Annotated in this window: 17 protein-coding genes; 10 read left to right on the top strand and 7 right to left on the bottom strand. The window is 62.4% G+C overall.

Going from position 1 to position 22,737, the window contains the following annotated elements:
- Positions 1 to 8 precede the first annotated feature (8 nt).
- Positions 9 to 1,037, top strand: coding sequence for an SIS domain-containing protein (locus tag M5B42_RS19090; RefSeq protein WP_248746729.1), 1,029 nt, complete (start codon positions 9 to 11; stop codon positions 1,035 to 1,037).
- Positions 1,038 to 1,067: 30 nt separating this feature from the next.
- On the opposite strand, the gene M5B42_RS19085 is transcribed toward M5B42_RS19090, so the two are convergent.
- Positions 1,068 to 2,381: an MFS transporter gene (locus M5B42_RS19085; protein WP_248746728.1), complete on the bottom strand. Its 1,314-nt coding sequence runs from the start codon at positions 2,379 to 2,381 to the stop codon at positions 1,068 to 1,070.
- A gap of 256 nt (positions 2,382 to 2,637) precedes the next feature.
- On the opposite strand from M5B42_RS19085, the gene M5B42_RS19080 reads away from it, so the two are divergent.
- From M5B42_RS19080 to M5B42_RS19055, 6 genes are all read left to right on the top strand, one after another.
- Positions 2,638 to 4,056, top strand: coding sequence for a TIGR00366 family protein (locus tag M5B42_RS19080; RefSeq protein ID WP_152740110.1), 1,419 nt, complete (start codon positions 2,638 to 2,640; stop codon positions 4,054 to 4,056).
- Positions 4,057 to 4,339: 283 nt separating this feature from the next.
- Entirely contained in the window at positions 4,340 to 5,026 is a 687-nt protein-coding gene (locus tag M5B42_RS19075; protein ID WP_248746727.1) for an autoinducer binding domain-containing protein, read from the top strand.
- Between the two features lie 163 nt (positions 5,027 to 5,189).
- Positions 5,190 to 6,887, top strand: coding sequence for an acid phosphatase (locus tag M5B42_RS19070; protein WP_103497553.1), 1,698 nt, complete (start codon positions 5,190 to 5,192; stop codon positions 6,885 to 6,887).
- Between the two features lie 202 nt (positions 6,888 to 7,089).
- Positions 7,090 to 8,787, top strand: a complete 1,698-nt coding sequence (locus M5B42_RS19065; protein WP_152740112.1) for a molecular chaperone HscC — start codon at positions 7,090 to 7,092, stop codon at positions 8,785 to 8,787.
- Positions 8,788 to 8,800: 13 nt separating this feature from the next.
- Entirely contained in the window at positions 8,801 to 10,435 is a 1,635-nt protein-coding gene (locus tag M5B42_RS19060; protein ID WP_248746726.1) for a J domain-containing protein, read from the top strand.
- A 138-nt stretch (positions 10,436 to 10,573) separates the two neighbouring features.
- Entirely contained in the window at positions 10,574 to 11,746 is a 1,173-nt protein-coding gene (locus tag M5B42_RS19055; protein WP_248746725.1) for a hypothetical protein, read from the top strand.
- A 178-nt stretch (positions 11,747 to 11,924) separates the two neighbouring features.
- On the opposite strand, the gene can is transcribed toward M5B42_RS19055, so the two are convergent.
- The 3 genes from can to M5B42_RS19040 form a co-directional block, all read right to left on the bottom strand.
- Positions 11,925 to 12,569 carry a carbonate dehydratase gene (can, locus tag M5B42_RS19050; protein ID WP_103497556.1) on the bottom strand — a complete coding sequence of 215 codons (645 nt, stop codon included), beginning with the start codon at positions 12,567 to 12,569 and terminating at the stop codon, positions 11,925 to 11,927.
- Positions 12,570 to 12,637: 68 nt separating this feature from the next.
- Positions 12,638 to 13,090 (bottom strand): ribosomal protein S18-alanine N-acetyltransferase, encoded by a 453-nt coding sequence (gene rimI, locus M5B42_RS19045; RefSeq protein WP_100942348.1) that lies wholly within the window; start codon positions 13,088 to 13,090, stop codon positions 12,638 to 12,640.
- Positions 13,083 to 13,862: an energy transducer TonB gene (locus M5B42_RS19040; protein ID WP_248746724.1), complete on the bottom strand. Its 780-nt coding sequence runs from the start codon at positions 13,860 to 13,862 to the stop codon at positions 13,083 to 13,085. Before M5B42_RS19040 ends, rimI begins: the two co-directional genes overlap by 8 nt.
- A gap of 167 nt (positions 13,863 to 14,029) precedes the next feature.
- Between M5B42_RS19040 and mksB the strand changes: the two genes are divergently transcribed.
- The 3 genes from mksB to mksF are packed head-to-tail and all read left to right on the top strand — an operon-like array spanning position 14,030 to position 18,850.
- On the top strand, positions 14,030 to 15,310 hold the full coding sequence (mksB, locus tag M5B42_RS19035) for an Mks condensin complex protein MksB (protein WP_248746723.1): 1,281 nt from the start codon (positions 14,030 to 14,032) through the stop codon (positions 15,308 to 15,310).
- Positions 15,300 to 16,013, top strand: coding sequence for an Mks condensin complex protein MksE (gene mksE, locus M5B42_RS19030; RefSeq protein ID WP_177101220.1), 714 nt, complete (start codon positions 15,300 to 15,302; stop codon positions 16,011 to 16,013). The genes mksB and mksE overlap by 11 nt, the downstream gene beginning before the upstream one ends.
- On the top strand, positions 16,010 to 18,850 hold the full coding sequence (gene mksF / locus M5B42_RS19025; RefSeq protein ID WP_248746722.1) for an Mks condensin complex protein MksF: 2,841 nt from the start codon (positions 16,010 to 16,012) through the stop codon (positions 18,848 to 18,850). Before mksE ends, mksF begins: the two co-directional genes overlap by 4 nt.
- Positions 18,851 to 19,017: 167 nt before the next feature.
- On the opposite strand, the gene M5B42_RS19020 is transcribed toward mksF, so the two are convergent.
- From M5B42_RS19020 to M5B42_RS19010, 3 genes are read right to left on the bottom strand one after another with little or no spacing between them, the layout of a single operon-like run.
- Positions 19,018 to 21,321: an MlaD family protein gene (locus M5B42_RS19020; RefSeq protein ID WP_248746721.1), complete on the bottom strand. Its 2,304-nt coding sequence runs from the start codon at positions 21,319 to 21,321 to the stop codon at positions 19,018 to 19,020.
- On the bottom strand, positions 21,314 to 21,937 hold the full coding sequence (locus M5B42_RS19015; protein ID WP_152740118.1) for a paraquat-inducible protein A: 624 nt from the start codon (positions 21,935 to 21,937) through the stop codon (positions 21,314 to 21,316). Before M5B42_RS19015 ends, M5B42_RS19020 begins: the two co-directional genes overlap by 8 nt.
- Positions 21,924 to 22,583, bottom strand: coding sequence for a paraquat-inducible protein A (locus M5B42_RS19010; RefSeq protein WP_152740119.1), 660 nt, complete (start codon positions 22,581 to 22,583; stop codon positions 21,924 to 21,926). Before M5B42_RS19010 ends, M5B42_RS19015 begins: the two co-directional genes overlap by 14 nt.
- Between the last annotated feature and the right edge of the window lie 154 nt (positions 22,584 to 22,737).

Genomic DNA, 22,737 nt, shown 5'->3' with positions numbered 1-22,737 from the left:
TTTACGTTATGTCACTGATGCTCCAGGAAACCCTGTCGATACTCGCCGTCGTGCAACACATGCTCGACGACGACCGCGCCATCGTCGCCCTCGGCGAGCAACTGGCCGCCGCGCCGCCGGAGCTGATCATCAGCGTCGCCCGTGGCAGCTCCGATCACGCGGCCGCTTACTTCGGCTATGCCATGATGAGCCAGGTGGGGATTCCCTGGCTGTCGATTCCGCTGTCACTGGTGAGCCTGCAACAGCCGCCACTGCGCCTGAAACACTGCTGGGTGGCCGCCCTGTCGCAATCGGGCAAGAGCCCGGACCTGATCGCCAGCGTGAACTACCTGAAACAACTGGGGGCCCGCGTGGCCGCGTTCGTCAACACCGCCGGGTCGCCATTGGCCGCCGCCAGCGATGCCGAGGTGCTGCTCCCGGCCGGGCTGGAACAGAGCGTGGCAGCAACCAAAAGCTATGTCGCCATGTTGATGGCCGGGGTGCAGACCGTGGCGGCGCTGAGCGCCAGGCTGGGGCAGGACAATGGCCTTGGTGTCGCCCTGCAAGGCTTGCCCGCCGCCCTGGCGCGGGCGGTCGACGAGGACTGGTCGCTGGCCCTTGAGGTTTTGCGCCCGGTCGACAAGATGGTGGTGATCGGACGCGGCCCGGCGCTGCCCATCGCCCAGGAAGCGGCGCTGAAACTCAAGGAAACCTCGGGGATCCAGGCCGAAGCCTTTTCCAGTGCCGAGGTCCGCCACGGACCGATGGAAATCATCGAGGCCGGTTATCCGGTCCTGCTCTTCGCCCCATCCGGGCCCGAGCAGGCCGGCACCCTGGCGTTCGCCGAGGACATGCGCCAGCGCGGCGCCCGGGTCTTGCTGGTGGCGCCACGAGGAACGCCCGGCGCCAACCTGGTCAGCGTGCCGACGGCCCACCCGTTGCTGGAGCCATTCACCATGATCCAGGGGTTTTACCTGATGGCCGCCAGACTGGCCGAGTTGCGTGGCCGCAATCCCGATCAGCCACGCTTCCTCAAGAAGGTGACCGAGACGCGCTGACTGCGCAAAACCGCCAGGGACGGACGCGGCTCAATAGCCGCGAACGCTCGAAGCCTCGGCCGTCGCAGAGGCACGCGGCCCGAAGTACAACGCGATCAGCACACCGACGCCGCCCATCACCGCGCAATAACCGACGCAGACCCAAGGACTCCAGGGCATCAGGCCGATCAGCAACAGCGGCGTGGTGCTGGCCCAGAGTGCGTAGGCGATATTGTAGGTAAAGGAAATACCGGAGACCCGGATGCGCGCCGGGAACAATCCCACCATCACTGAAGGCACCGCCCCTACAACACCACAGGCCAGGCCCGCCAGGGCATAGGCCAGGCCAACCCATTCAGCGCCATGGATCAGGCAGCTATAGAGCAGCGCGATGCCCAACGGCAGCAAGGCGCTGTAGAACAGCACCGCGCGCCAGGCACCGATCCGGTCCACCAGCCGGCCGGCCAGGACACAGCCGATGTTCAGGAACACGATCCCCAGGCTGCTGAGGGCGAATGTATGGCTGGCGCTCATACCGAAAACCTTCTGCATCACGGTCGGCGTGACCACCACCAGCACCACCACCGCCGAGGTCAGGACACAGGTCAGCAGCATCGCCGGCAGGATCGCCCGACGGTGAGTGCGCAGGACCGCCTGCAACGGCACCTCCTCGCCTTCTTCACGACGCGCCTGCAAGGCCATGAACACCGGGGTTTCGCTGAGCCAGCGACGCAGCCAGACACCAATCACGCCGAACACCCCACCCAGCAGGAACGGAAAGCGCCAGGCGAAATCGAGGATTTCGCCGGGGCTGTAGATCCGCGCCAGGGCGGTCGCGGTCAAGGCGCCCAGCAGATAACCGAAGGTCAACCCGGCCTGCAAAACCCCCAGGGCATAACCGCGGTGCCCGGCTGGCGCGTGCTCGGCAACAAAGACCCAGGCACTCGGCACCTCGCCGCCCACCGCGGCGCCTTGCAACACCCGCAGCAATAACAGCAGCAGCGGCGCCCAGTAACCGATCTGGGCATAGGTCGGCATGATCCCGATCAGCAGGCACGGCAGGGCCATCATCAGGATGCTCAGGCTGAAGACCCGCTTGCGCCCCAGGCGGTCGGCGAAGTGCGCCATCAGGATGCCGCCTAGCGGTCGCGCCAGATAGCCGGTGACGAAAATTCCGAAGCTTTGCAGCAAGCGCAACCATTCGGGCATTTGCGGAGGGAAGAACAACTCGCTGAGGGTCAGCGCGAAGAACATGAAAATAATGAAATCGTAGATTTCCAGCGCACCGCCCAACGCCGCCAGGCCCAGGGTCTTGTAATCGGACCGGGCAAAACGACGGGCGTGCGGAATGTGATCGGCAGTCATGAAAACATCCTGGCAACGTATTCAGGTACCGCATCGGCCGGTTTGCCGGCCGCTGCAAAAATCGGAGGATACCTGAGTTTGCCAAGGGCATTGGGACGACATCGCGGATACCCGTCAGGGGGCAATATCACTCTGCTACCAAAGAGAGTCAGAAAATCTTCCCGGATTGATTTATCGTGGGCACCTGCTTACAGATTGCGCTCCCGGAGCTTCGCCTGTAGCTCCCTAATAAGACCAAGAACAAGAGGACCTCTCCATGGCCGCTGCTATAGAAACCAGCCGCTACGCCCGCTTTGCCCTGCTCTGCTCGAACTGGGCCGAACGCTGGTTTCCCGACTCCTGGGTGTTTGCCGCACTGGCGGTGATCGTCGTCGCCCTGGCCACCCTGGCCATCGGCGCGAAGCCGAGCGAAGCCGCGATGGCCTTCGGCGACGGCTTCTGGAGCCTGATCCCCTTCACCATGCAGATGGCCTTCGTGGTGATCGGCGGTTATGTGGTCGCCAGTTCGCCACCGGCGGTGAAGCTGATCGACCGCCTGGCCCGGATCCCGAAGAACGGCCGTTCGGCGGTGGCCTGGGTCGCCCTGATTTCCATGGTCGCCTCGCTGCTGAACTGGGGGCTGTCCCTGGTCTTCGGCGGCTTGCTGGTCCGCGCCCTCGCGCGCCGCACCGATCTGCGCATGGACTACCGCGCCGCCGGTGCCGCCGCCTACCTGGGCCTGGGCGCCGTCTGGGCCCTGGGGCTGTCGTCGTCCGCCGCCCAGTTGCAGGCCAACCCGGCCAGCCTGCCACCGTCGATCCTGTCGATCACCGGGATGATTCCGTTCACCCAGACCATCTTTCTCTGGCAGTCCGGCGTGCTCTTGCTGGCGCTGATCGTGGTCTCGCTGGTGATCGCCTACGCCACCGCACCGGGCCCCGACTCGGCCCGGGACGCCAAGGCCTGCGGCGTCGATCCGAGCTTCAACCTGCCACCGCTGAGCCAGCGCTCGCGCCCCGGCGAATGGCTGGAATACAGCCCGCTGCTGATCATTCTGCTAGCCTTGCTGGCCGCCGGCTGGCTGTTCCATGAGTTCTCGACCAAACCGGCGATCAGCGCCATTTCCGGGCTGAACACCTACAACTTCCTGTTCCTGATGGCCGGTGCGCTGCTGCATTGGCGCCCGCGCAGTTTTCTCGACGCCGTGGCCCGTGCCGTGCCGACCACTACCGGCGTGCTGATCCAGTTCCCGCTGTACGGTTCCATCGCGGCGCTGATGACCACGGTCAAGGGCGGCGACGCGCTGACCCTGGCCCACCACATCTCGACCTTCTTTACCCAGATCGCTTCGCACGATACCTACGCGTTGCTGATGGGGGTGTACTCGGCGGTGCTCGGCTTCTTCATTCCCTCCGGTGGCGGCAAATGGATCATCGAGGCGCCCTATGTGATGCAGGTGGCCAATGACCTGAAATACCACCTGGGCTGGGCAGTCCAGATCTACAACGCGGCCGAGGCGCTGCCGAACCTGATCAACCCTTTCTACATGCTGCCGCTGCTGGGCGTACTGGGATTGAAGGCACGGGACCTGATCGGCTTCTCCTTCGTACAACTGCTGGTGCACGCACCGTTGGTGCTGTTCCTGCTGTGGGCGCTGGGGACCACCCTGGCCTACAACGCCCCCGTCATGCCATAGCGATTGCTACAAACTTCAAACCGCTGCAAGAGCGCTGTTATCCGCGCTCTTGTGGCTCGCCGCCCCCAAGTAAAGTAACAAGTAAGTGACAATTTCAAAAACGACGACGCTAATCGCAACAATGCTGAATTGATGCTGAATAAGTACGCAAGAACACAAATTCCGTGAGTCAGTGATCCGCGTCATGTATTACGCTGTCCGGACAAACCGGCACGATCGTACCATCACGTTTTTTTTCCGAGCGTGCCCCGCCCCACCCGTCGTGCTTCAAGGTGGATGAATCATGGACCAATGGAAAGAAGAGCAATTGCGGCTTCTGGGTTCGGCGCAAGACGAGCAGGAATTGTTCGAACTCTTGCCCGGTCTGGTCAGGCAACTAGGCTATCCCTATTACCGCTATATCAGACTGAACCCCGGTGCCTCCCCCTGGATAAAGAACAACTATCCCGAGGAGTGGAACCAGTACTATCAGGACCACAACCTCTACGAGATCGACCCGGCGCTGACCCGTGCCCGGCATTCCCATATGCCTGTGCTCTGGTCGCCGGAAATTTTTGCCAAAGCCCCAGCGTTCTGGACCCAAAAGCAATCGTTTGGCATGCGTCATGGCTGGTCACAGACGGTACAGCATGTTCAGGGCCACCAGAGCATTCTGTGCGTCGCCCGCCCCAAGGGCGAAATCGATCGCCGCGAGTTCTACCAAAAAGCCGGGCATATTCTGTGGCTGTGTAATGTCCTGCATTCAGCAGCCATCCGCGACCTGTCCAGCACGCCCACGTATCTGCTGTCTCCTCGGGAAGTCGAGGTATTGAAGTGGTCGGGCGAAGGCAAGACAGCACCGGAAATCGCCCGGTTGCTTGAGCTCAACGTGCGCACGGTGAACTTCCATATCGCCAACGCGATCACCAAGACCGGCACCACCAACAAAGTCGCGGCGATGGTCGCGGCGATTCAGTCCGGGGCCCTGTAAGGCCCCCGGCAAAATTCCGTCACGCAATCCCTGCCCCATCCCCCTCGACAATTGGCATACTGCCCGGCGGCAGAATGGATCTGTCGTTGTTCCGTCATATTGCATTGCTAAGTTTCGATGCGAAATATTTTGATACGTCAAACCCAGCCAGCAGGAACCCAGGATGAGTGACGAGAAAGACCTCGACCAGTCGCAAGCGCCCGAAAACGATAACCCCACCGACACCAGTCGTCGCCGCTTTCTCGGTGGCGTGGCGGTGCTGGGTGTTGGCGCGACGCTGACCGCCTGCGGTTCCCCGAGCGAACCCGGCAAGCCGGACACCCGCGAGCTGTCGGGGGCCGAGCTGGACAAGGCGCTGCACGACCAGGTGAAAACCGTGGTGGTGATCTACGCCGAGAACCGCAGTTTCAATAACCTGTTCGCCGACTTTCCCGGCCTCGAGAAACCCTTGTCAGCCCTTGCGGCGGCGGACTACCAGCAACGCGACCGTGATGGCAGCCTGCTGCAGACCCTGCCGCCGGCCTGGGGCGGTGTGCTGCAGATCGGCCCGCAAAGCGTCGACGGCGTGACCTATCCGGCGGAAACCCAGTTCCAGCAGAACCTGCCCAACGCTCCGTACGCCCTCAAGGGCCCGAACGGCGAGGACCTGCCCCTGAGCCTGGTCACCCGCGACCTGTGGCACGTGTTCTACCAGAACCAGATGCAGATCAACGGCGGCAAGAACGACCAGTTCGTCGCCTGGGCCGACTCCGGCGGCCTGACCATGGGTCACTACGCCCAGAACCGTTACTCGTTGCGCCTGTGGGACGTGGCGAAGGAATTCGTGCTCTGCGACAACTTCTTCCAGGGTGCCTTCGGTGGTTCGTTCCTCAACCACCAATACCTGATCAGCGCGACCGTGCCCTTCTACCCGGACGCCGCCAACTCGGTGGCCAAGCCGCAGATCGCCACGCTGCAGAGCGACGACCCGCTCGGCACGCGCCTCAAACCCCTGGAGAAATCCCCGGCCAGCGCCATGACCGGCGCGCCGCAGTTCGGCCCCAGTGCGTTGACTCCAGATGGCTACGCGGTGAACACCATGGCCCCGCCTTACTGGCCGACCTGGATCCGCGACCCCGATCATCCGGACTATGCCAAGCCGGGCTTGCCCACTGTTCTGGTGCCCCAGGGCCACGAACACATCGGCGACAAGCTGTCGAAGAAGAACGTCGACTGGGCCTGGTACGCCGGTGCCTGGCAGGTCACCCTGGACCAGTTCAAGGACTCGGCCGGCATTCCGAAGATCCCGAATTTCCAGTACCACCACCAGCCGTTCAACTACTTCAAGCAGCAGGGTCCGGAAAACCCTGGCGAGCGTGCCAAGCGCCTGCGCGATGGCGGACTGGGCGAGGATCCGAGCAGCAACAAATTCCTCGCCGATGCCCAGGCCGGCAAGTTGCCAGCGGTGACCTTCTACAAGCCCCAGGGCAACCTGAACATGCACGCCGGTTACGCCGACGTGGCGTCCGGCGACCGGCATATCGACCGTATCCTGAAAGTACTGCAAGAAAGCCCGCAATGGAAAAACATGGTGGTGATCGTCACCGTCGATGAAAACGGCGGCTGGTGGGACCACGTGGCGCCACCGCAAGGCGATCGCTGGGGGCCGGGCACACGGGTTCCGGCCCTGGTGGTCTCGCCTTTCGCCCGCAAGGGCACGGTGGATCACACGGTGTATGACACCGCCTCGATCCTGCGCTTGATCACCCGGGTATTCCAGCTGGAGAAGCTCGACGGTCTCAAGCAGCGTGATGACGCAATGGTCGCCCGCGGCCAGAAGCCGATGGGCGATCTGACCAACGCGCTACGATTTACCGTCTGAGACAGGCACGCGGAGGAGCCAGTAGCTGGCTCCTCTTCTCGCCCCCGTAGAAGCCGGCTTCTGCAGATTCCTCATGTATCGGCGCCGACCAAATAATAGCCCAGAGCCACTATCCGCTTTACCCCCTCCGTACTCCGGTAATATCCTTGCCCGCTAGTATTCTGTTTCAGAATTTTGCCGAGCGAAAAGGGAGTTCGTCGTAATGATCGTAGGGATTGACCTGGGGACCACCAACAGCCTCGTTGCCGTCTGGCGTGGGGAAACCAGCGAGTTGGTACCCAATGCCCTCGGCCAGTTCCTGACCCCCAGCGTGGTCGGCCTGGACGATGAAGGCCGGGTACTGGTCGGCCAGGCGGCGAAAGAACGGCTGCACACCCACTCCCAGACCACCACGTCACTGTTCAAGCGCCATATGGGCAGCGCCCAGGAAGTACGCCTGGGCGATCGCCTTTTCCGTCCGGAGGAACTCTCCGCCCTGGTGCTCAAGAGCCTCAAGGAAGACGTCGAACGTGCCTACGGTGAAACCGTGCACGAAGCCGTGATCAGCGTCCCGGCCTACTTCAGCGATGCCCAGCGCAAAGCCACCCGGATCGCCGGTGAGTTGGCGGGACTGAAAGTCGAAAAACTGATCAACGAACCCACCGCCGCCGCTCTCGCCTATGGCCTGCACCAGCGCGACAAGGAAACCTCGTTCCTGGTCTTCGACCTCGGCGGCGGCACGTTCGACGTGTCGATCCTTGAGCTCTTCGACGGTGTCATGGAAGTCCGCGCCAGCGCGGGTGACAACTTCCTCGGCGGTGAGGATTTCGACAGCGTATTGCTCGAATACTTTGTCGACAGTCAACGCGGGGCCGCGGACTTCCCGGCCCCGGCCAGCGTCAGCCAGGTACTGCGGCGCGAAGCCGAACGTGTGCGCAAGGCGCTGGGCCAGGATGCCAGCGCCGAGTTCAGCCTGCGTGTCGACGGCCGGCAGTGGAGTCGGACCGTTACCCAACAGCAATTGGCCGAACTCTACGCTCCGCTGCTGGAACGTCTGCGCGGCCCGATCGAACGGGCCCTGCGCGATGCACGGATTCGGGTCAACGACCTGGACGAAATCCTGCTGGTGGGTGGCACCACACGCATGCCGCTGGTGCGCAAGCTGGCCGCCGGCCTTTTCGGACGCTTCCCCTCCATCAGCCTCAATCCGGACGAAGTCGTGGCCCACGGTGCCGCCATTCAAGCCGCACTGAAAGCGCGCTCCGCCGCACTGGAAGAAGTGGTGCTGACCGATGTCTGCTCCTACACCCTTGGGATCGAAACCTCCCATCAGTTCGGCCAACAGATCGACAGCGGACACTACCTGCCCATCATCGAGCGCAACAGTATCGTGCCGGTCAGCCGGGTCAAGACCGTGTATACCCTGCAAGACAACCAGGCCGTGGTGCTGCTGAAAATCTACCAGGGAGAAAGCCGCCTGGTACGCGACAACGTCTTTCTCGGCCAGCTGGAAATGCCGGTGCCCAAGCGCAAGGCCGGCGAGGTCTCGCTGGATGTGCGCTTCACCTACGACAACAACGGTCTGCTCGAAGCCCAGGTCAATATTCCGCTGACCGGCGAACAGCACTCGCTGATCATCGAGAACAACCCCGGGGTGCTGTCACCGGAAGAGATCCAACAGCGCTTGCAGGCCCTGACCTTGCTCAAGGTGCACCCACGCGATCAGCAGGTGAACACGGTGCTGAGCGCACGCCTGGAACGTCTTTACCAGGAAAGCCTGGGCGAGTTGCGCGAACGTATCGGCCAATGGGCCGGGCAGTTCCAGCAAGTGCTCGAGGGACAGGACGAACGACGCATTCGCGAGATCCGTCAGGAACTGATCGAACAGCTGGATAAACTGGACAACGGTATCTGGCACTGACAGGAGTCGCGACATGAATTGCTGGACGCTCTTGCAACTGCCGGAAGACGCCGATGAACGCAGCATCAAGCGCAGCTACGCACGACTGCTGAAAAGCAATCGCCCGGATGAAGACGCCGAGGGTTTTCAACGCCTGCGCGAAGCCTATGAGCATGCGCTCGAGATTGCTCGCTGGCGGGACGATGACTCGCCAGAAGAAGCGCCTCCCCTGCCCATGGCCGTCCTGACAGCCGACGCGATGGAACACGCCCAAACGTATGAATGGTCCTGGCCCGCGGATATTCAACCGCTGAACACGCGCCCCGCTGCGCCAGTCCGCGATGATCCGATCCCGTCCCTCCTGGCCGACCTCACCGAACAGAACTTGCCGGAGCGTTGGCAGCAGGCACGACAACAGCAATGCGCCGACGCGTTTCAACAGGCGCTGTTGAACCTGTGCTTCGAACAACCGGGGCTGCGTCGTTCAATTGCCGCTTGGGCCGTTCAGCAGTTGGAATGGTTGACGCCCTGGCAAACCGTGCGCATGACACCCTGGCAAGCTGAAGCCTTGTCCAGTGGATTGCTGCAGGAATATCGGCAGGCACTGCAGGACCTGCTGGAGGCCGGACAGGAACGGCCATTCCTCCAGCAATTGAAACATTACTCGCAACAGCCCTGGATGAAGATTTTCGACCGAAACCAGGAATGGCAACGGATCGTGCTGCAGTTGTTGAACGATACCCAATGGAGCGTGCCGTTATTCGACCGGGTCTGCCAGGCGTTCGGCTGGGACGATCAGGCAGGCGTAACCCCTGAACCGCTGTGGATCTGGCAATCGCTGAACAGACGCTGCAAGCGCGAAGCCTTCTATGGGGAACTACAAACCAGAGCCTTGAACCATTTCGAGGGGGAGCCGGTGCAAAAAGCAGCCTTTGTGCTGCTGACGCCCCTGTCTCTCTGGCAACTGGGCCTGGAATTCAAGGGCTTTACCCATAGCCATTGGCAGGCCTGCCAGGACCTTGCAGACCAACTCACCCACAGGTACCCGGAACTTATCGAGCGCCTGCCCAATCCCGACGTTTTTTTCTGGCGCAAGTTCCTACCCCGCGCCGTCCCCACCTCCAGTTGGCGGTGGCTATGGGCCGGCTGCTCGTTGGCGCTGATACTGTCGGCGATTCCCGCATGGCAAACCTGGCAAGCCAAAGGCGAGCTAGGGACCAATTTGCTTGTTTCGCTGCTGACGGGTCTGGTCCCGGTGATTGTCGGCACCTATGCAATGAATGTCTGGCAGGCCATCTCCAGGCAACTGCTGACGATCGATTTATGGCTGAGCGAATACCTGCTGCCCAAACGCATCAACCCGAACCGATATTGGCTGGTCATTCGTCACGGCGTGCCGCAAGCAGTAATCGCGCTGCTGTTTCTGGCCTGGTCCGGCGGACTGGGCATGGCGACATTCATCGGCATCGGCGCAATCGGCCTCTTCGACAGCAAGCGCCAGGGCGGCGAGCGCCCCGAATCGATCTGGCGACACCCCTGGCAGGCCATCCTGCACTTCACCCACTGGAGCCCCCTGCAACTGGGATTCTTCCTGCTGATGTTGTGCATCACGATCACATGTTTGCTGGTGGTCCCTGGCTATCCACTGACCGCGGACAGCAGGCGATGAAGTCCGGGGGAACGCCTACGCTTGGTCAGGGATATCAAGTACAAGAAAAATCACAGTTTCCCCATAACGGGAAAATACCACCTGCAGCAGTATGAGCAGTCACCTCACCCAATGGTCAACGCTGAAAAGGATCTGAGCATGTCAAAACTCGCTGTATTGACGAGTACCTTAGCCGCACTCACCCTGAGCACCCTTGCCCACGCCGATGTCGAAATGAAACTGGGTAGCCGGGAACGCGTCACCCAGCTTTTCGCCTATCCCAACAACTGCAGTGTCATCTGCTTTCGCAACTGGACCCTGGAACAGACCGCCGAGCACTACCTGAACCAGAGCGTGCAGCGCGACGGCTACACCAACGCCAAGGTGACGGTGAAAGCCGAAGCCGGCCAACTCTATGCCCACTTCAGCGGCGTGCCGAACGGTTATGACAAACCGCTGGCGCAACTGCTCAATGCCGGCGAACTGGCCTACAAAGGCGCCTCGAAACTGAATGCCGACAATAAATGGGCCTACAACTGGTACCTGTTCCTGCCGCTGGGCCTGGCCCTGGACAACCGCAAGAGTGTCGAACTGCTGCACTTCCCGCCGGATTACTCGTTGACCCAGGCCCAGGACTACCTGGAGTCGGCCACCACCGACCGCTGGGCCGAGCTCCTGACCGACAACGGTATTCCCAAAGAGCAGACACCGGGTTACCAGACCATCATCGACATCGCCCCGATTGCCGCGCCGTCCAACGCCGGCAGTACCCTGGAAACCGTCTACAGCTACTTCACCGACTACCAGACCACCATGGTCAAGGAAGTCAGTGTCACGTCCAAGGGCACGGCGTTGCCGATGGTGGCCTTCGGTGCACCGGTGCGCAACTGGATCAAGCAGCAATATGGCGCGGACGTCGGTGTGCTACAGCTGGGTCTCATCCGCCCGGCAGCGGGGACGATAGTACCGGTGCTGGGCTCCAATCACCCGAGCTATATCTGGTACGCAGCGGACCCGGCCAGCTATGGCGGCGATCAGGCGAAGGCCGATGCGGCGGGCTTGAAGGTCATGGGGCAGGACTTGAGTGCCGCCTGCTGGCAGGCCGGCATGGGCCAGAAACCGGGCAGCGATCCGGCGGCGCAGCTGAAAAGCTGTACCGACAACTGGCAGGTGACCAACACCCAGAAAACCTGCGTGCTGTTCTATGAGTCGATACGCAAGCTGTCGCCAGCCGATGCCGAGAAGCAATGCTCGACCACGGCGATCAAGACACAGCTCAACGAGCTGAAGAAACCGGCGCCGGCACCAGTGACGGCGATGCCGGTTATCTGACCGCGTAAGGTTCAAGGGCCTATTCGCGGGCAAGCCCTGCTCCTACAGGTTTGTGTCGTACACAAAATCGGTGACCGACAGAGGACTGTAGGAGCAGGGCTTGCCCGCGAAGACGTCAGCTCAAACGACGCAAGCCTTAAGAACCTCCGCCTACAAAGCTCGCGGTATCAGCAGGACTTCAGAGCGCATCCACCGGCCGTAACCGGTACTGCGGCGGCAACTGCTCGATGCCGCTGATGGTGGCGTTCAGACTCTTCCAGCGCCCATCTTTGATCCCGTAGATGCAGCCATGGATCGACAGGCTCTGCCCACGGTGCCAGGCATTCTGCACAATGGTGGTATGCCCGACGTTGGCCACCTGCTGGATCACGTTCAACTCGCACAAGCGGTCGACCCGCTCTTCCTCGGTCGGCAACTGCGCCAGCACTTCGCGGTTCTCGTAGTACAGGTCGCGAATCGACCGCAGCCAGCCATCGATCAGGCCCAACTGGCGATCCTGCATCGAAGCCCGCACACCGCCGCAACCGTAGTGGCCGGTAACCAGGATATGCTTGACCTTGAGCACATCCACCGCGTACTGGATCACCGACAGGCAATTGAGGTCGGTGTGCAGTACCACGTTGGCCACGTTACGGTGCACGAACAGGTCGCCCGGCAGCATGCCGACGATCTCGTTGGCCGGAACCCGCGCATCGGAGCAGCCGATCCAGAGGAATTCCGGGGTCTGCTGGCGCGCGAGCTTGGCGAAAAACTCCGGGTCTTCTTCCTTGATCGCAGCAGCCCAGCGCTCGTTGTTATCAATCAGATCCTGTAGTTCGTTCATGCTCTGCCGCCTCAAGATAGTCCGAAGTTATGACACCCGACCCCGGCTCGGGGTCACGTGGAAAATCTTCAGTCAACCAACGTACACGCCATCACCACCGCGTCTTCGCGTCCACCCACCGCAGGGTAGTAATCGCGACGGCGTCCGACCTCATTGAAACCATAACGCTCATACAGGCGGAAGGCCGCCCGATTGCTGTCGCGCACTTCAAGGAAACATTCCCGGGCCTCGGCCGCATGGGCCCGCGACATCAGGTGTTCGAGCAGGCGCAAACCCAGGCCACGGCCCTGGCTCTCCGGCTTGACCGTGATATTGAGCAGGTGCGCCTCATCGAGAATGATCTGCACCACGCCATGCCCGACCTGCTGGCTGCCTTCGAACATCAACCAGATCTGGTACTTGCCCAGGCCATCGAGGAAAATCCCGCGGGTCCAGGGATGGCTGAACGCCGCGTATTCGATCTTCAGGACCGCATCCAGGTCCGCCTCAGTCATCGGGCGAAAACTTACCGCATCACTCATCGTTACTTTTCCATCGCGCCATCAGCCGGCGCATGGCTTGCCAGACATCAGCCTTGCGCTGTGGCTCATCCATCAATAATTCCAGACCGGGCAACGCCCAGGCCGATCCCAGGCCTTCGACCTGCAGTTCACGGTTATACGATTGGGCATTGGCTTCACCGGCAAAACGCACCGCCGGCAGGCCGATCAGCCACAGGCAGGCGCACTCGCCCTCTTCCCGACGGGCCTGGACAAAGCCCTGGACAAAGTCCCGCGCCGCATCCGGGCCCTGGTCGAGGTTCCCGCGCACCAGCAGCGGCCAGCGCACCGGCTCGCCGACAATCTGCGGGCTGTCCGGCAGCCCGGCGGCGCGCAGCATGTCCTTGAGCAACAGGTAGGCCGGGTCGCGACTCTGGAACGCCTCGCCTGTGGGTAACTCCACCAGCACCAGGCAACGCCCGGCGCGCAACAATTGCAGGGCGAAACGCGGCGGCGGGACCTGAACCGCCTTGACCGGGGCCGGCGCCTCTTCAACAGCGACCGCCGGCTTGCTTTCGGCGCGCTGGATCGGCGAGGGCCGTGGCACTTCGATCTTCGGCCGCTCGACGGACCTGGCCACCGGTTCAGCGGCCTTGCTCGCCTCAGGCACGGGAGCCTGGACCTCGACCAACGGCTCCGGCTCGACAAACAACTCCGGCCGCGACGGCGCGGCGAACGGCAGTTCGGTGCGGGGCAACCAGTGGACCACCTGCATGGCGGTCAGATAAGCGCGGCGGCGGGACTCGATAAGCAAAGGTCGGCCATCTGTGGATAAGTTGAAGCAGGGATTCTACCGCCCTTCGGCGAAGATCGCCCGCAGTTGATCGCAAGAACGCCAAGCCTCCGATCACCTGCGGGTCAATCAGGTGCTTGATGCAGTACAATCGCTCCTTTTAATTTGCCAACCAGCCGGCCTCTCCCATGATCGAACCCAAGCGCGTCTTGCGCGCCCTCGCCGAGCACTGGGCCCTTCTGGAGCCTCTGTGCGAACACTTCGACCAAGGCACCCTGAGCCTCGGTGAACTGCGCCAGCAACTGGCTGCCCAGCAGCTGGACAGCACGCCCCAGGACATCACCAGCCTGCTGGACGTGTGGATTCGCCTCGATATCCTGGTGCCCGTGGCGAAAAGCCCGAACCGTTTCGAGCTCAATGCCCAGATCCACGACTTCCTCGCCTACCTGCGCCGCGAACACCGCCTGGGCCTGTGCCTGGAGATCGAAGCCTACCTGCGCCACCTCGAGCGCCTGGCCGGTTACATCCAGGATGCCTTCGATATCCGCGACGGCAACGACCTGGCCCGCCAGCTGCGCCTGCTCGACATGCGTGTGCGCGATGTACTGAAAAAGCTCGCCAACGACGAACAGGCCCTGGTGGCCGTTGCCGAACGGGCCAAGACCAGCGACCGGCAGATCCCGCTGCGCCAGCGTTACGCCGAGGTCCTGGCGACCTGGGACGAATACGTCGAGCCGATGATCCAGCTGGTGAACGCCGACGGCGCCTTCGAACAGGGCGTGCGCAAGGTCGAGAACGTGCTGTTGCGCATGCTCAGCGAACAGCAACGTCTTGGCCACCTGGTGGACGACGACATGCTGCTGCGCACCCATGCGCGGATCCTGGAAATGCAGACCAGCGCCCAGTTGACCCTGCGCCATGCCCGCGAACTGCTGCTGCCGCTGCGTGAAGAAGCCCGCCGGCACAACGCCGTGACCCGTGGCGCGGCCCTGGCCCTGTCGGTGATCCGCCGCAAAGGGCTGGACGCCGTGCCGCAAGCGGCGATGCCGATGTTCACCCGCCCGCAAAGCACCTTTCTCGGCAGCTCCGGCCAGGTCGAGGCCTATGTCTACGCCCTGGCCCGCTTCGAAGCCAAGCCGTCGCGTTTCCCCAAGGCGCACAAGTCGTCCAAGGGCGGCGAGTCGCCACGGGCGCCGCGCACGGTCAAGGAAATGCTCGAACGCTGCAGCGACGCCCTGCCGATGCCGGACCTGATGAGCTGGCTGCTGGAGCAGGAGCCGGACGGCGCCACCGACGAATTGCTCTACTGGTTCTCGCGCCTGTCGCGGGAAAAACGTTTCCAGCGCGAGCGCCTCGAACGCCGCGACTACCACACCCAGGAGCACCAGGTCAGCCTGCGCTCCTTCGCCCTGCTCTCGCGTGTCGAAGAAGCCGGCGAAAATTCCGCGAGCACAGCCCATGCATCTTGATCTTTCCGAACTGTCCCAGCTGGCGCCGATCTTTCGCGAGCTGTTCAAGGGTTACCACATCAGCCGCCGCGACCCGGAGCTGTACGCCCAACTGTCCAACTGCCAGGACCAGTACCGCACCCTGTTCAAGGCCCTGGGCTTCGAGCTGGTCTGCGACACCCGCGGTTTCTACTACTTCGTCCCGGACAATGCCGCCGCCCAGGTGAACAAGACCGCCCAGCGCCTGGCGCTGTTCACCTTCATCCTGGTGGAACACCTCGCCGACCAGGGCCGCGACCCGGTGGCCGTGCTCGATGGCGGCAGCCTCGGTCGTGACGAACTGCCGTCGCTGCTGGAGAAATACCGCGACCTGTTCGTCCAGGCCGAAGTCACCACCCAGGAAGAGCTGGAAGAGAAGATCATGCGCCGCATGACCCAGCTCGGCTTCGCCCTCGAAGAACCCGGCCTGTTCCGCTTCCTGCCACCGATGCACCGCTTCCTCGACGTCTGCCTGTCGGTCCAGCAGGACCGCGACATGGCCGCCAGCCTGCACAGCGTGCTGCCGTTGCCGACGCCGGTGCTGGTGGATGACGACAGCGACGAAAAATTGCTGGAAACCGATGACCCGCTGGACCTCAGCGAATTCGTCGAGCCCACCGAAGAAAGTGAAGAAGACGCGCTGGCCCGGGCCATTGCCGCCGAGCAACAGGAGATGGACGCATGAGCCAGGAACGCTACGGTATTCGCCGCTTCGCCCTGCTGAACACCGCCGGCTACAGCCTCGGCCTGTTTCCCCTGGAACATCCGCTGTCGGTGTACGGCGCGAACAACCTGGGTAAATCGGCCTCGATCAACGCCTTGCAGTTCCCGATCCTGGCGCGCATGTCGGACATGAGCTTCGGCAAGTACAGCCTGGAACAGTCGCGGCGCTTCTACTTCGCCAGCGACACCAGCTACATCCTCGTCGAAGTCGCCCTGCCCCACGGTCCCCACGTGATCGGTGTGGTCGGACGCGGCCCGGGCGGCGGTTTCGGCCACCAGTTCTTCGCCTATGCCGGACGCCTGGACCTGGCGCATTACCAGAAGGACGACACCTGCCTGCGCCAGAAGGAACTGTTCAACAACCTTGAGCGCAACGGCCTGAAAGCCTACGAGCTCAAGCCCGATGAACTGCGTCGGCTGCTGGTCGGCGGTCATACTTCGATTCCGCTGGACCTGACGCTGATCCCGCTGCGCTCCACCAGCGAACAGAGCCTGAAGACCTTCCGCGCCTTGTTCATCAACCTGCTGCATATGCGCGAGATCACCGCCGCCAAGCTCAAGCAGCTGTTCCTCGATGCCTTCGAGCACAGCCTGCGTTCCGGCAGCGTCGACTATATCGCCGCCTGCGAGGAAGCCTTCCGCGATGTGCGGCGCATGGAGCAGGACTACAACGCCATGGTGGCCGCCGGCCCCCTGGTCGAGGCGCTGGCCGCGGGGGTACGCCAGCGCGATGTGCTGCGCGGCAAACTGCACCGTATTTCACCGCTGCTGGACTCGTTGCTCGGTACCTGGTCGGACTATGCCGGTGCGCGCAAGGAAGAGCTGGTCATCCAGTCCGAGCATTACCGTAATGAACAGGACGCCTTGCAGAACGACCAGCGCAGCAGCACCCAGGAGCTGATGCGCCTGGAGCGGGAAATCAGCGACCTGCAACGCTGGCTCGGCGAGCTGTCGGTACTCAAGAATCGCTTCGCCCTGGTCAACGATGTGAAGGTGCTGGAGCAGCAACTGCTGGCGGCCAAGGATGCCCACGACGAACTGGCCGGCGCCCTGGCCCAGTCCCGGCAGTTCAGCGCCGAGGACCTGGAAGAACGTCTGCGCGACCTGGAAAAACGCCTGAAGTCGGTGAAACAGCAACTCGATCACGCCGACAACAACAGCTATGCACGGCTGCGCGAAGAGTTCTCGCAACAGGATGTCGAGCGCCTGATGCGCCTGTTCAATAGCGCCCTGTTCAGCCTGCCCCTGGGCGAGCACGGCATTGCCCTGGACGAGGAAGGCGAGTGGGTCAAGTCCATGGAACTGATCCTCGACGGCTTCAAGGGCGAGCGTTTCGAAGTGCCGGGCCTGTCCATCGACCTGTCCCATATCGAGCCGCCGGCGCTACAAGCTCTGGCCGATCGTGCTGCATTGCGTGACCAGAAAGAGCGCCTGGAGAAAGAGCTCAAGCAACTGAAAACCCAGCAGGCCGTCGCCGCCGACCGGGCCGCGAGCAAGACCCAGACCGAAGCGCTGTACCAGCAGGTGCTGGACGCGCAGAAAGCCCTGGAAGACTTCCGTCGCGCCCAGACCCTGAGCGCCGAGGAAGGCGACAAGCTGGAACAGTTGGCCCAACTGGAAGCCGCGCAGGATGAACTGAAGCGCTCCAGCGATGCCTTCACCGAACGCGTCCAGCAACTGTCGGCCAAGCTGCAATTGGTGGGCCGGCAGATCGGCGATATGGAAGCCAAGCAGCGCACCCTCGACGACGCCCTGCGCCGTCGCCAGCTGCTGCCGGCCGACCTGCCGTTCGGCACGCCGTTCATGGATCCGATCGACGACTCCATGGACAACCTGCTGCCGCTGCTCAACGACTACCAGGACAGCTGGCAGGGCTTGCAGCGGGCCGACGGGCAGATCGATGCGCTGTACGCCCAGGTGCGCCTCAAGGGCGTGGCCAAGTTCGACAGCGAGGACGACATCGAGCGTCGCCTGCAACTGCTGATCAACGCCTATGACCACCGCACCGACGAAGCCCTGACCCTGGGCAAGGCCCGCCGTGCGGCGGTGACCGATATCGCCCGGACCCTGCGTAATATCCGCAGCGACTACGACAGCCTGGAACACCAGCTGGCGCTGTTCAACCGCGAGATCAACAAGCGCCAGGTCTCCAACCTGCAGAGCTTCCGTATCGTGCTGGCGCCGAACAAGGACGCGCTCAAGCATATCGACCAGATCATCCACAGTGCCGGCCAGTACGAGGAAGGCGAAACCCTGTCGGTGTTCGACCTGAGCCAGAGTGCCGATCAGGACAACAAGAACGAAGAGGCCAAGGAATACCTGGCGCGGCTGGTGGCGGCAAACCACAACCAGCTGGGCTTGAAGGACCTGTTCGAGCTGGCGTTCGAGATCACCAAGGTCAACGGCCAGCCGGTGATCCACACCGATATCGACGGCGCGGCGTCCAACGGGACGACCATGACCATCAAGGCGCTGACCAACATGTACCTGTTGCTGCACCTGATGGACCGCGACCAGGCCGGGCGCGTGCGTCTGCCGTACTACCTCGACGAGGCCGCGGACATCGACGAACGCAACCAGGCGGCGTTGCTGGAGACCAGCCTGCAACTGGGCTTCGTGCCGATCCTGGCGAGCGTGAAGCCGCAGGTGTCGGCCCACGTAGCCATCGACCTTGAAGGCGGCAGCGGACCGAACGGGATCTATATCGACGAAGCGGACTGGAAGTACATCCGCCGGCACGATGAGGTCCGGGCAACGGTGCCGAGCGAAGCGGCGGAACCGGAGCTGGACGAGGTCTGACTCCAGAGGCTGTAAAGCAAAAGGCCGCGATCATTGATCGCGGCCTTTTCATTTTGGCGGGAGAAATACTGTCGCCCCCTGTAGGAGCCAGCTTGCTGGCGATGAGGCCAGTGAGCCTTGCATCGCCTGACCAGCCGTCATCGCCAGCAAGCCCTACAAAGGCGATGCTATTTACCGAGGCTGATCTTCGGTGCCCAGGTCAGCCATTCATCCTCGAACTTGTCGAACAGCGGGAAGGTCTGCAACGGCCGCGCCGCCGCGCCCATGCGCTCGCCATCCGGCGTGGCAAAGGCGATCCCGCCCTGGATCAGCGTCTCCAGCGATTCGGTACGCACCGTCGCGCCTTTGAACAAGCCGAAGTCGACACCAAACCCGCTGGTGTTCCAGAACCGGCTGCCGGTGTGCACCAGCGAAGCATAACGGGGCTCGATCAGGATATGGATCAACACCCGGTCGGCGGTCGCTCCCAGCTCATACCCGGTCACCTTGCCCACCGTCACCTCGCGGTAGGTCACCGGCACGCCTTCCTTCAGCGAACCACGTCGCGCGGCGCTCAGGGTCAGGCTCAACCCGGCTTGCGGCACCGCCGCATCCGGCGGTTCCTTGAGCGCGACAAAATCCTTCTGCACCCCGAGTTTCTTCGTTGCCGGCTGCACTTCGAGGTACTGCCCGGTAACCAGGGTTTCCAGGTTGGCGGTCTTGATCAGGCCCAACTCCGGTTTCACCACCCAGAACTGGCTGCCAACCCGGGCGATACGCTCCGGCACTTCGGTAATCCGCGCCGACAGCAACACCGATTGCAGGTCATCGCTCAGGTCGACACTTTCGATCTTGCCCACATCCAGGCCTTTGAAGCGGATCGGCGTGCCACTGCGCAGGCCGTCGGCGCGATCGACCCGAATGGTGATCAGGGTGCCTTGCTGCTGCGCCTCGTCATGGTTGGGGAACAGGCGGAAACGCGGAATGCGTTTTTGCAACGGGGCTTTGTCCAGTGGGGTCTCGAAGGCGATACCACCGGCCATCAGGCTTTGCAGGGACTCACTCTTCACCTGGATGCCACCGGTCAGGCCACCGCTGAGGGTGATGCCACTGGCGTTCCAGAAACGGCTCGAAGCGTTGACCAGGTTTTCATATTCCTTCTCGATATGGACGCCGATAATCACTTGCTTGCGCGTGCGGGAGAACTGGTAGCTCTGTACCGAACCGACTTTCACCTGGCGGTAGAGCACCGGGCTGCCGACATCCAGGGAACCCAGGTTGTCGGTAAAGAGCACCATGTGCAGCCCCGGGGAGCGCAGATCCAGTGGCGGCGCCTTGGCCCGGGCCTCGAACTCACGCTGCGGGTGACCGCCTTTGTCGCCGGGGCGAATGGCGATGTAGTTGCCTTTGACCAGGGCCTCGATCCCGGTGATACCGGCCAGGGAAATCGACGGCTTGACCACCCAGAACTGGGTACCGTCCACCAGGTAATCCTCGGCCAGCGGATCGAGGGTCAACTCGGCGTTGGCGCTGGTCAGGTCGGGGTCGATCTTCAGGGTTTTCAGGCTGCCGACCTGGATACCTTTGTACATCACCGGCGTACGCCCGGCCTGCAACCCCTCGAAGTCGCTGAGTTTCACCTTGACGCGGATCCCGGCCTGGGCGGCGTCGAAATCCTCATAAAGGCGGAACGGCAGGCTCGGGTCGGTGGGCGGGCTGTCCTTGCGATTCTCCGGCGTGGCGAAGGCGATACCACCGGCGACGATGCTCGCCAGGGACTCGCTGCGCACCTTCACCCCGGACAAATTGGCGTCGATGCTGATGCCGCTGGCGTTCCAGAAACGCGTGTGTTTACGCACCAGGTTGGCGTAGGTCGGCTCGATAAAGACCTTGAGCTCGACCATGTTCTGGTCCGCCGAGAGTGCATAACTCTTGATCTGGCCGACCTGGATCTGCTTGTAGAACACCGGGCTGCCACGGTTCAGGGAGCCCAGGCGGTCGGCCCTGATGGTGATATGCAGGCCCGGCTTGAGGTCCGACAGCGGCGGTTCCTGGTTCAACGCCTTGAACTTGCGCTCCGGTTCGCCATCCCCGGGGCTGACCGCGATGTAGTTGCCGGACACCAGGGTATCCAGGCCGGTGATCCCCGCCAGGGTCACGCTCGGCTTGACCAGCCAGAAGCGGGTATTGGTGCGCAGGGACGACTCGACATCCTTGTTCATCTCGATGGTGGCGACGACCCCCTTGGTGGAGCCTTCGACATCCAGGCTCAGGCCCTTGACCTTGCCGATGGGCATGCCCTTGTAGACGATCTCGGTCTTGTTGGCCTGGATGCCCTCGCCGCTTTCGAAGCGCACCTGGATTTCAATGCCGGTCTGGTTATAGGCACGCCAGCCGAGCCAGCCGCCGATGATCAGGGCAATCAGCGGCAGGACCCAGACGGCCGACCAGTTCGAGGCCGGACGGGTTTTGGCTTTTGGCAAATCACTCATGGTCGTCGTCCGACTCCGTGTTGTCCCAGATGAGTCGGGGATCGAAGGTTACTGCGGCAAGCATCGTCAAGATCACCACACTGGCAAAGGCTATCGCGCCGAGATTGGCTTCGACGCTGGCAATTCTTCCAAAGTTCACGACCGCCACCAGAATGGCGATCACAAAGATATCCAACATTGACCAGCGGCCAATGAACTCGATAAAGCGGTACATGATGATCCGCTGCCGGGCCGACAGCGGCTGGTGGCGCTGCACCGAGAACAAGAGCAGGGCGATGCCCACCAGTTTGAACGTCGGTACCAGAATACTGGCGACAAAAACCACGGCGGCAATGGGAAACATACCGTGCTGCACCAGGGTGATGACACCGGACATGATGGTACTGGGATCGCCCTTGCCCAGGGAACTGACGGTCATGATCGGCAACATATTGGCCGGGATATAGAGAATCGCCGAGGTCAGCAACAAGGCCCAGGTACGCATCAGGCTGTTGGGGCGCCGTGGGTGCACAGCCGCACCGCAGCGGGTACAGACCTGCTCGTCGCTGTCCTCTTCCTGGCGGTTCAACTCGTGGCATTCCGTACAGATCAGGATGCCTGCATCAATCGCCCGCATGTTCGTCCTCTCCCGATAACGCCTGCCAGATCTGGTGGGGCGACATGACCACCTCCAGCATTACTTGGACCAACAGCAAACCGACAAAGCAGGCCAGGCCCAATCCGAGGCTCAGCTCCGCCAGGTCGGCGAGTTTGACAATCGCCACCAGCACGCCCATGAGATAGACCTCAAGCATGCCCCAATCGCGCAGGTGGTGGTAAATGCGGTACAGCAACAAGCCATAGCTGCGCCCGATATCCCAGCGAATGCTCAACAGCACGGCCAACTGGCAGAGCAGCTTGAGCAAAGGGATACCCATGCTGCACAGGAACACCACCACGGCGATGCCGGACATGCCGGTATGGTAAAGGCCCAGTACGCCGCTCCAGACCGTATCGTCGGAGGTCCGGCCCAGAAGATTGAGCTGCATGATGGGTAAAAAGTTCGCCGGGATGTACAACAGCAGTGCGGCGAGTACCAGGGCCAGGCTACGTTCGACGACATTGTGCCGATGGGCGTAGAGCTCGTAGCCGCAGCGTGGGCACTGGGCTTTTTCGCCAAGGCCGAGCTGGGGCTTGCGCATCAGCAGGTCGCACTCGTGACAGGCCACCAGCGTGTCCAGGGGAAGTTCCGACACCTTTGAAGGGTCAACCGGATCCGGCATAAATGGGCTCAGGTTCTGTAAAAGACGGGGGCTATTCTAGTGTTCCGGCTCAAAAATAACCTTGTCAATTTGTCAGGAAACGGTCTGCATTCTCGTATGCTCCCGGCTTGCCGGCGATGAGGCCCGCGAGTCTTGCGACATTTCCGGCGCCAGA

The sequence above is a fragment of the Pseudomonas sp. MWU12-2037 genome (assembly GCF_023242345.1).
Classification (GTDB): Bacteria; Pseudomonadota; Gammaproteobacteria; order Pseudomonadales; family Pseudomonadaceae; genus Aquipseudomonas; species Aquipseudomonas gingeri_D.
This window is presented reverse-complemented; position numbering and strand designations above follow the sequence as displayed.

Coding starts and splice junctions, on each gene's coding strand:
- M5B42_RS19090 (WP_248746729.1), top strand. CDS start 9: ATGTCACTGATGCTCCAGGAAACCCTGTCGATACTCGCCGTCGTGCAA.
- M5B42_RS19085 (WP_248746728.1), bottom strand. CDS start 2,381: ATGACTGCCGATCACATTCCGCACGCCCGTCGTTTTGCCCGGTCCGAT.
- M5B42_RS19080 (WP_152740110.1), top strand. CDS start 2,638: ATGGCCGCTGCTATAGAAACCAGCCGCTACGCCCGCTTTGCCCTGCTC.
- M5B42_RS19075 (WP_248746727.1), top strand. CDS start 4,340: ATGGACCAATGGAAAGAAGAGCAATTGCGGCTTCTGGGTTCGGCGCAA.
- M5B42_RS19070 (WP_103497553.1), top strand. CDS start 5,190: ATGAGTGACGAGAAAGACCTCGACCAGTCGCAAGCGCCCGAAAACGAT.
- M5B42_RS19065 (WP_152740112.1), top strand. CDS start 7,090: ATGATCGTAGGGATTGACCTGGGGACCACCAACAGCCTCGTTGCCGTC.
- M5B42_RS19060 (WP_248746726.1), top strand. CDS start 8,801: ATGAATTGCTGGACGCTCTTGCAACTGCCGGAAGACGCCGATGAACGC.
- M5B42_RS19055 (WP_248746725.1), top strand. CDS start 10,574: ATGTCAAAACTCGCTGTATTGACGAGTACCTTAGCCGCACTCACCCTG.
- can (WP_103497556.1), bottom strand. CDS start 12,569: ATGAACGAACTACAGGATCTGATTGATAACAACGAGCGCTGGGCTGCT.
- rimI (WP_100942348.1), bottom strand. CDS start 13,090: ATGAGTGATGCGGTAAGTTTTCGCCCGATGACTGAGGCGGACCTGGAT.
- mksB (WP_248746723.1), top strand. CDS start 14,030: ATGATCGAACCCAAGCGCGTCTTGCGCGCCCTCGCCGAGCACTGGGCC.
- mksE (WP_177101220.1), top strand. CDS start 15,300: ATGCATCTTGATCTTTCCGAACTGTCCCAGCTGGCGCCGATCTTTCGC.
- mksF (WP_248746722.1), top strand. CDS start 16,010: ATGAGCCAGGAACGCTACGGTATTCGCCGCTTCGCCCTGCTGAACACC.
- M5B42_RS19020 (WP_248746721.1), bottom strand. CDS start 21,321: ATGAGTGATTTGCCAAAAGCCAAAACCCGTCCGGCCTCGAACTGGTCG.
- M5B42_RS19015 (WP_152740118.1), bottom strand. CDS start 21,937: ATGCGGGCGATTGATGCAGGCATCCTGATCTGTACGGAATGCCACGAG.
- M5B42_RS19010 (WP_152740119.1), bottom strand. CDS start 22,583: ATGCCGGATCCGGTTGACCCTTCAAAGGTGTCGGAACTTCCCCTGGAC.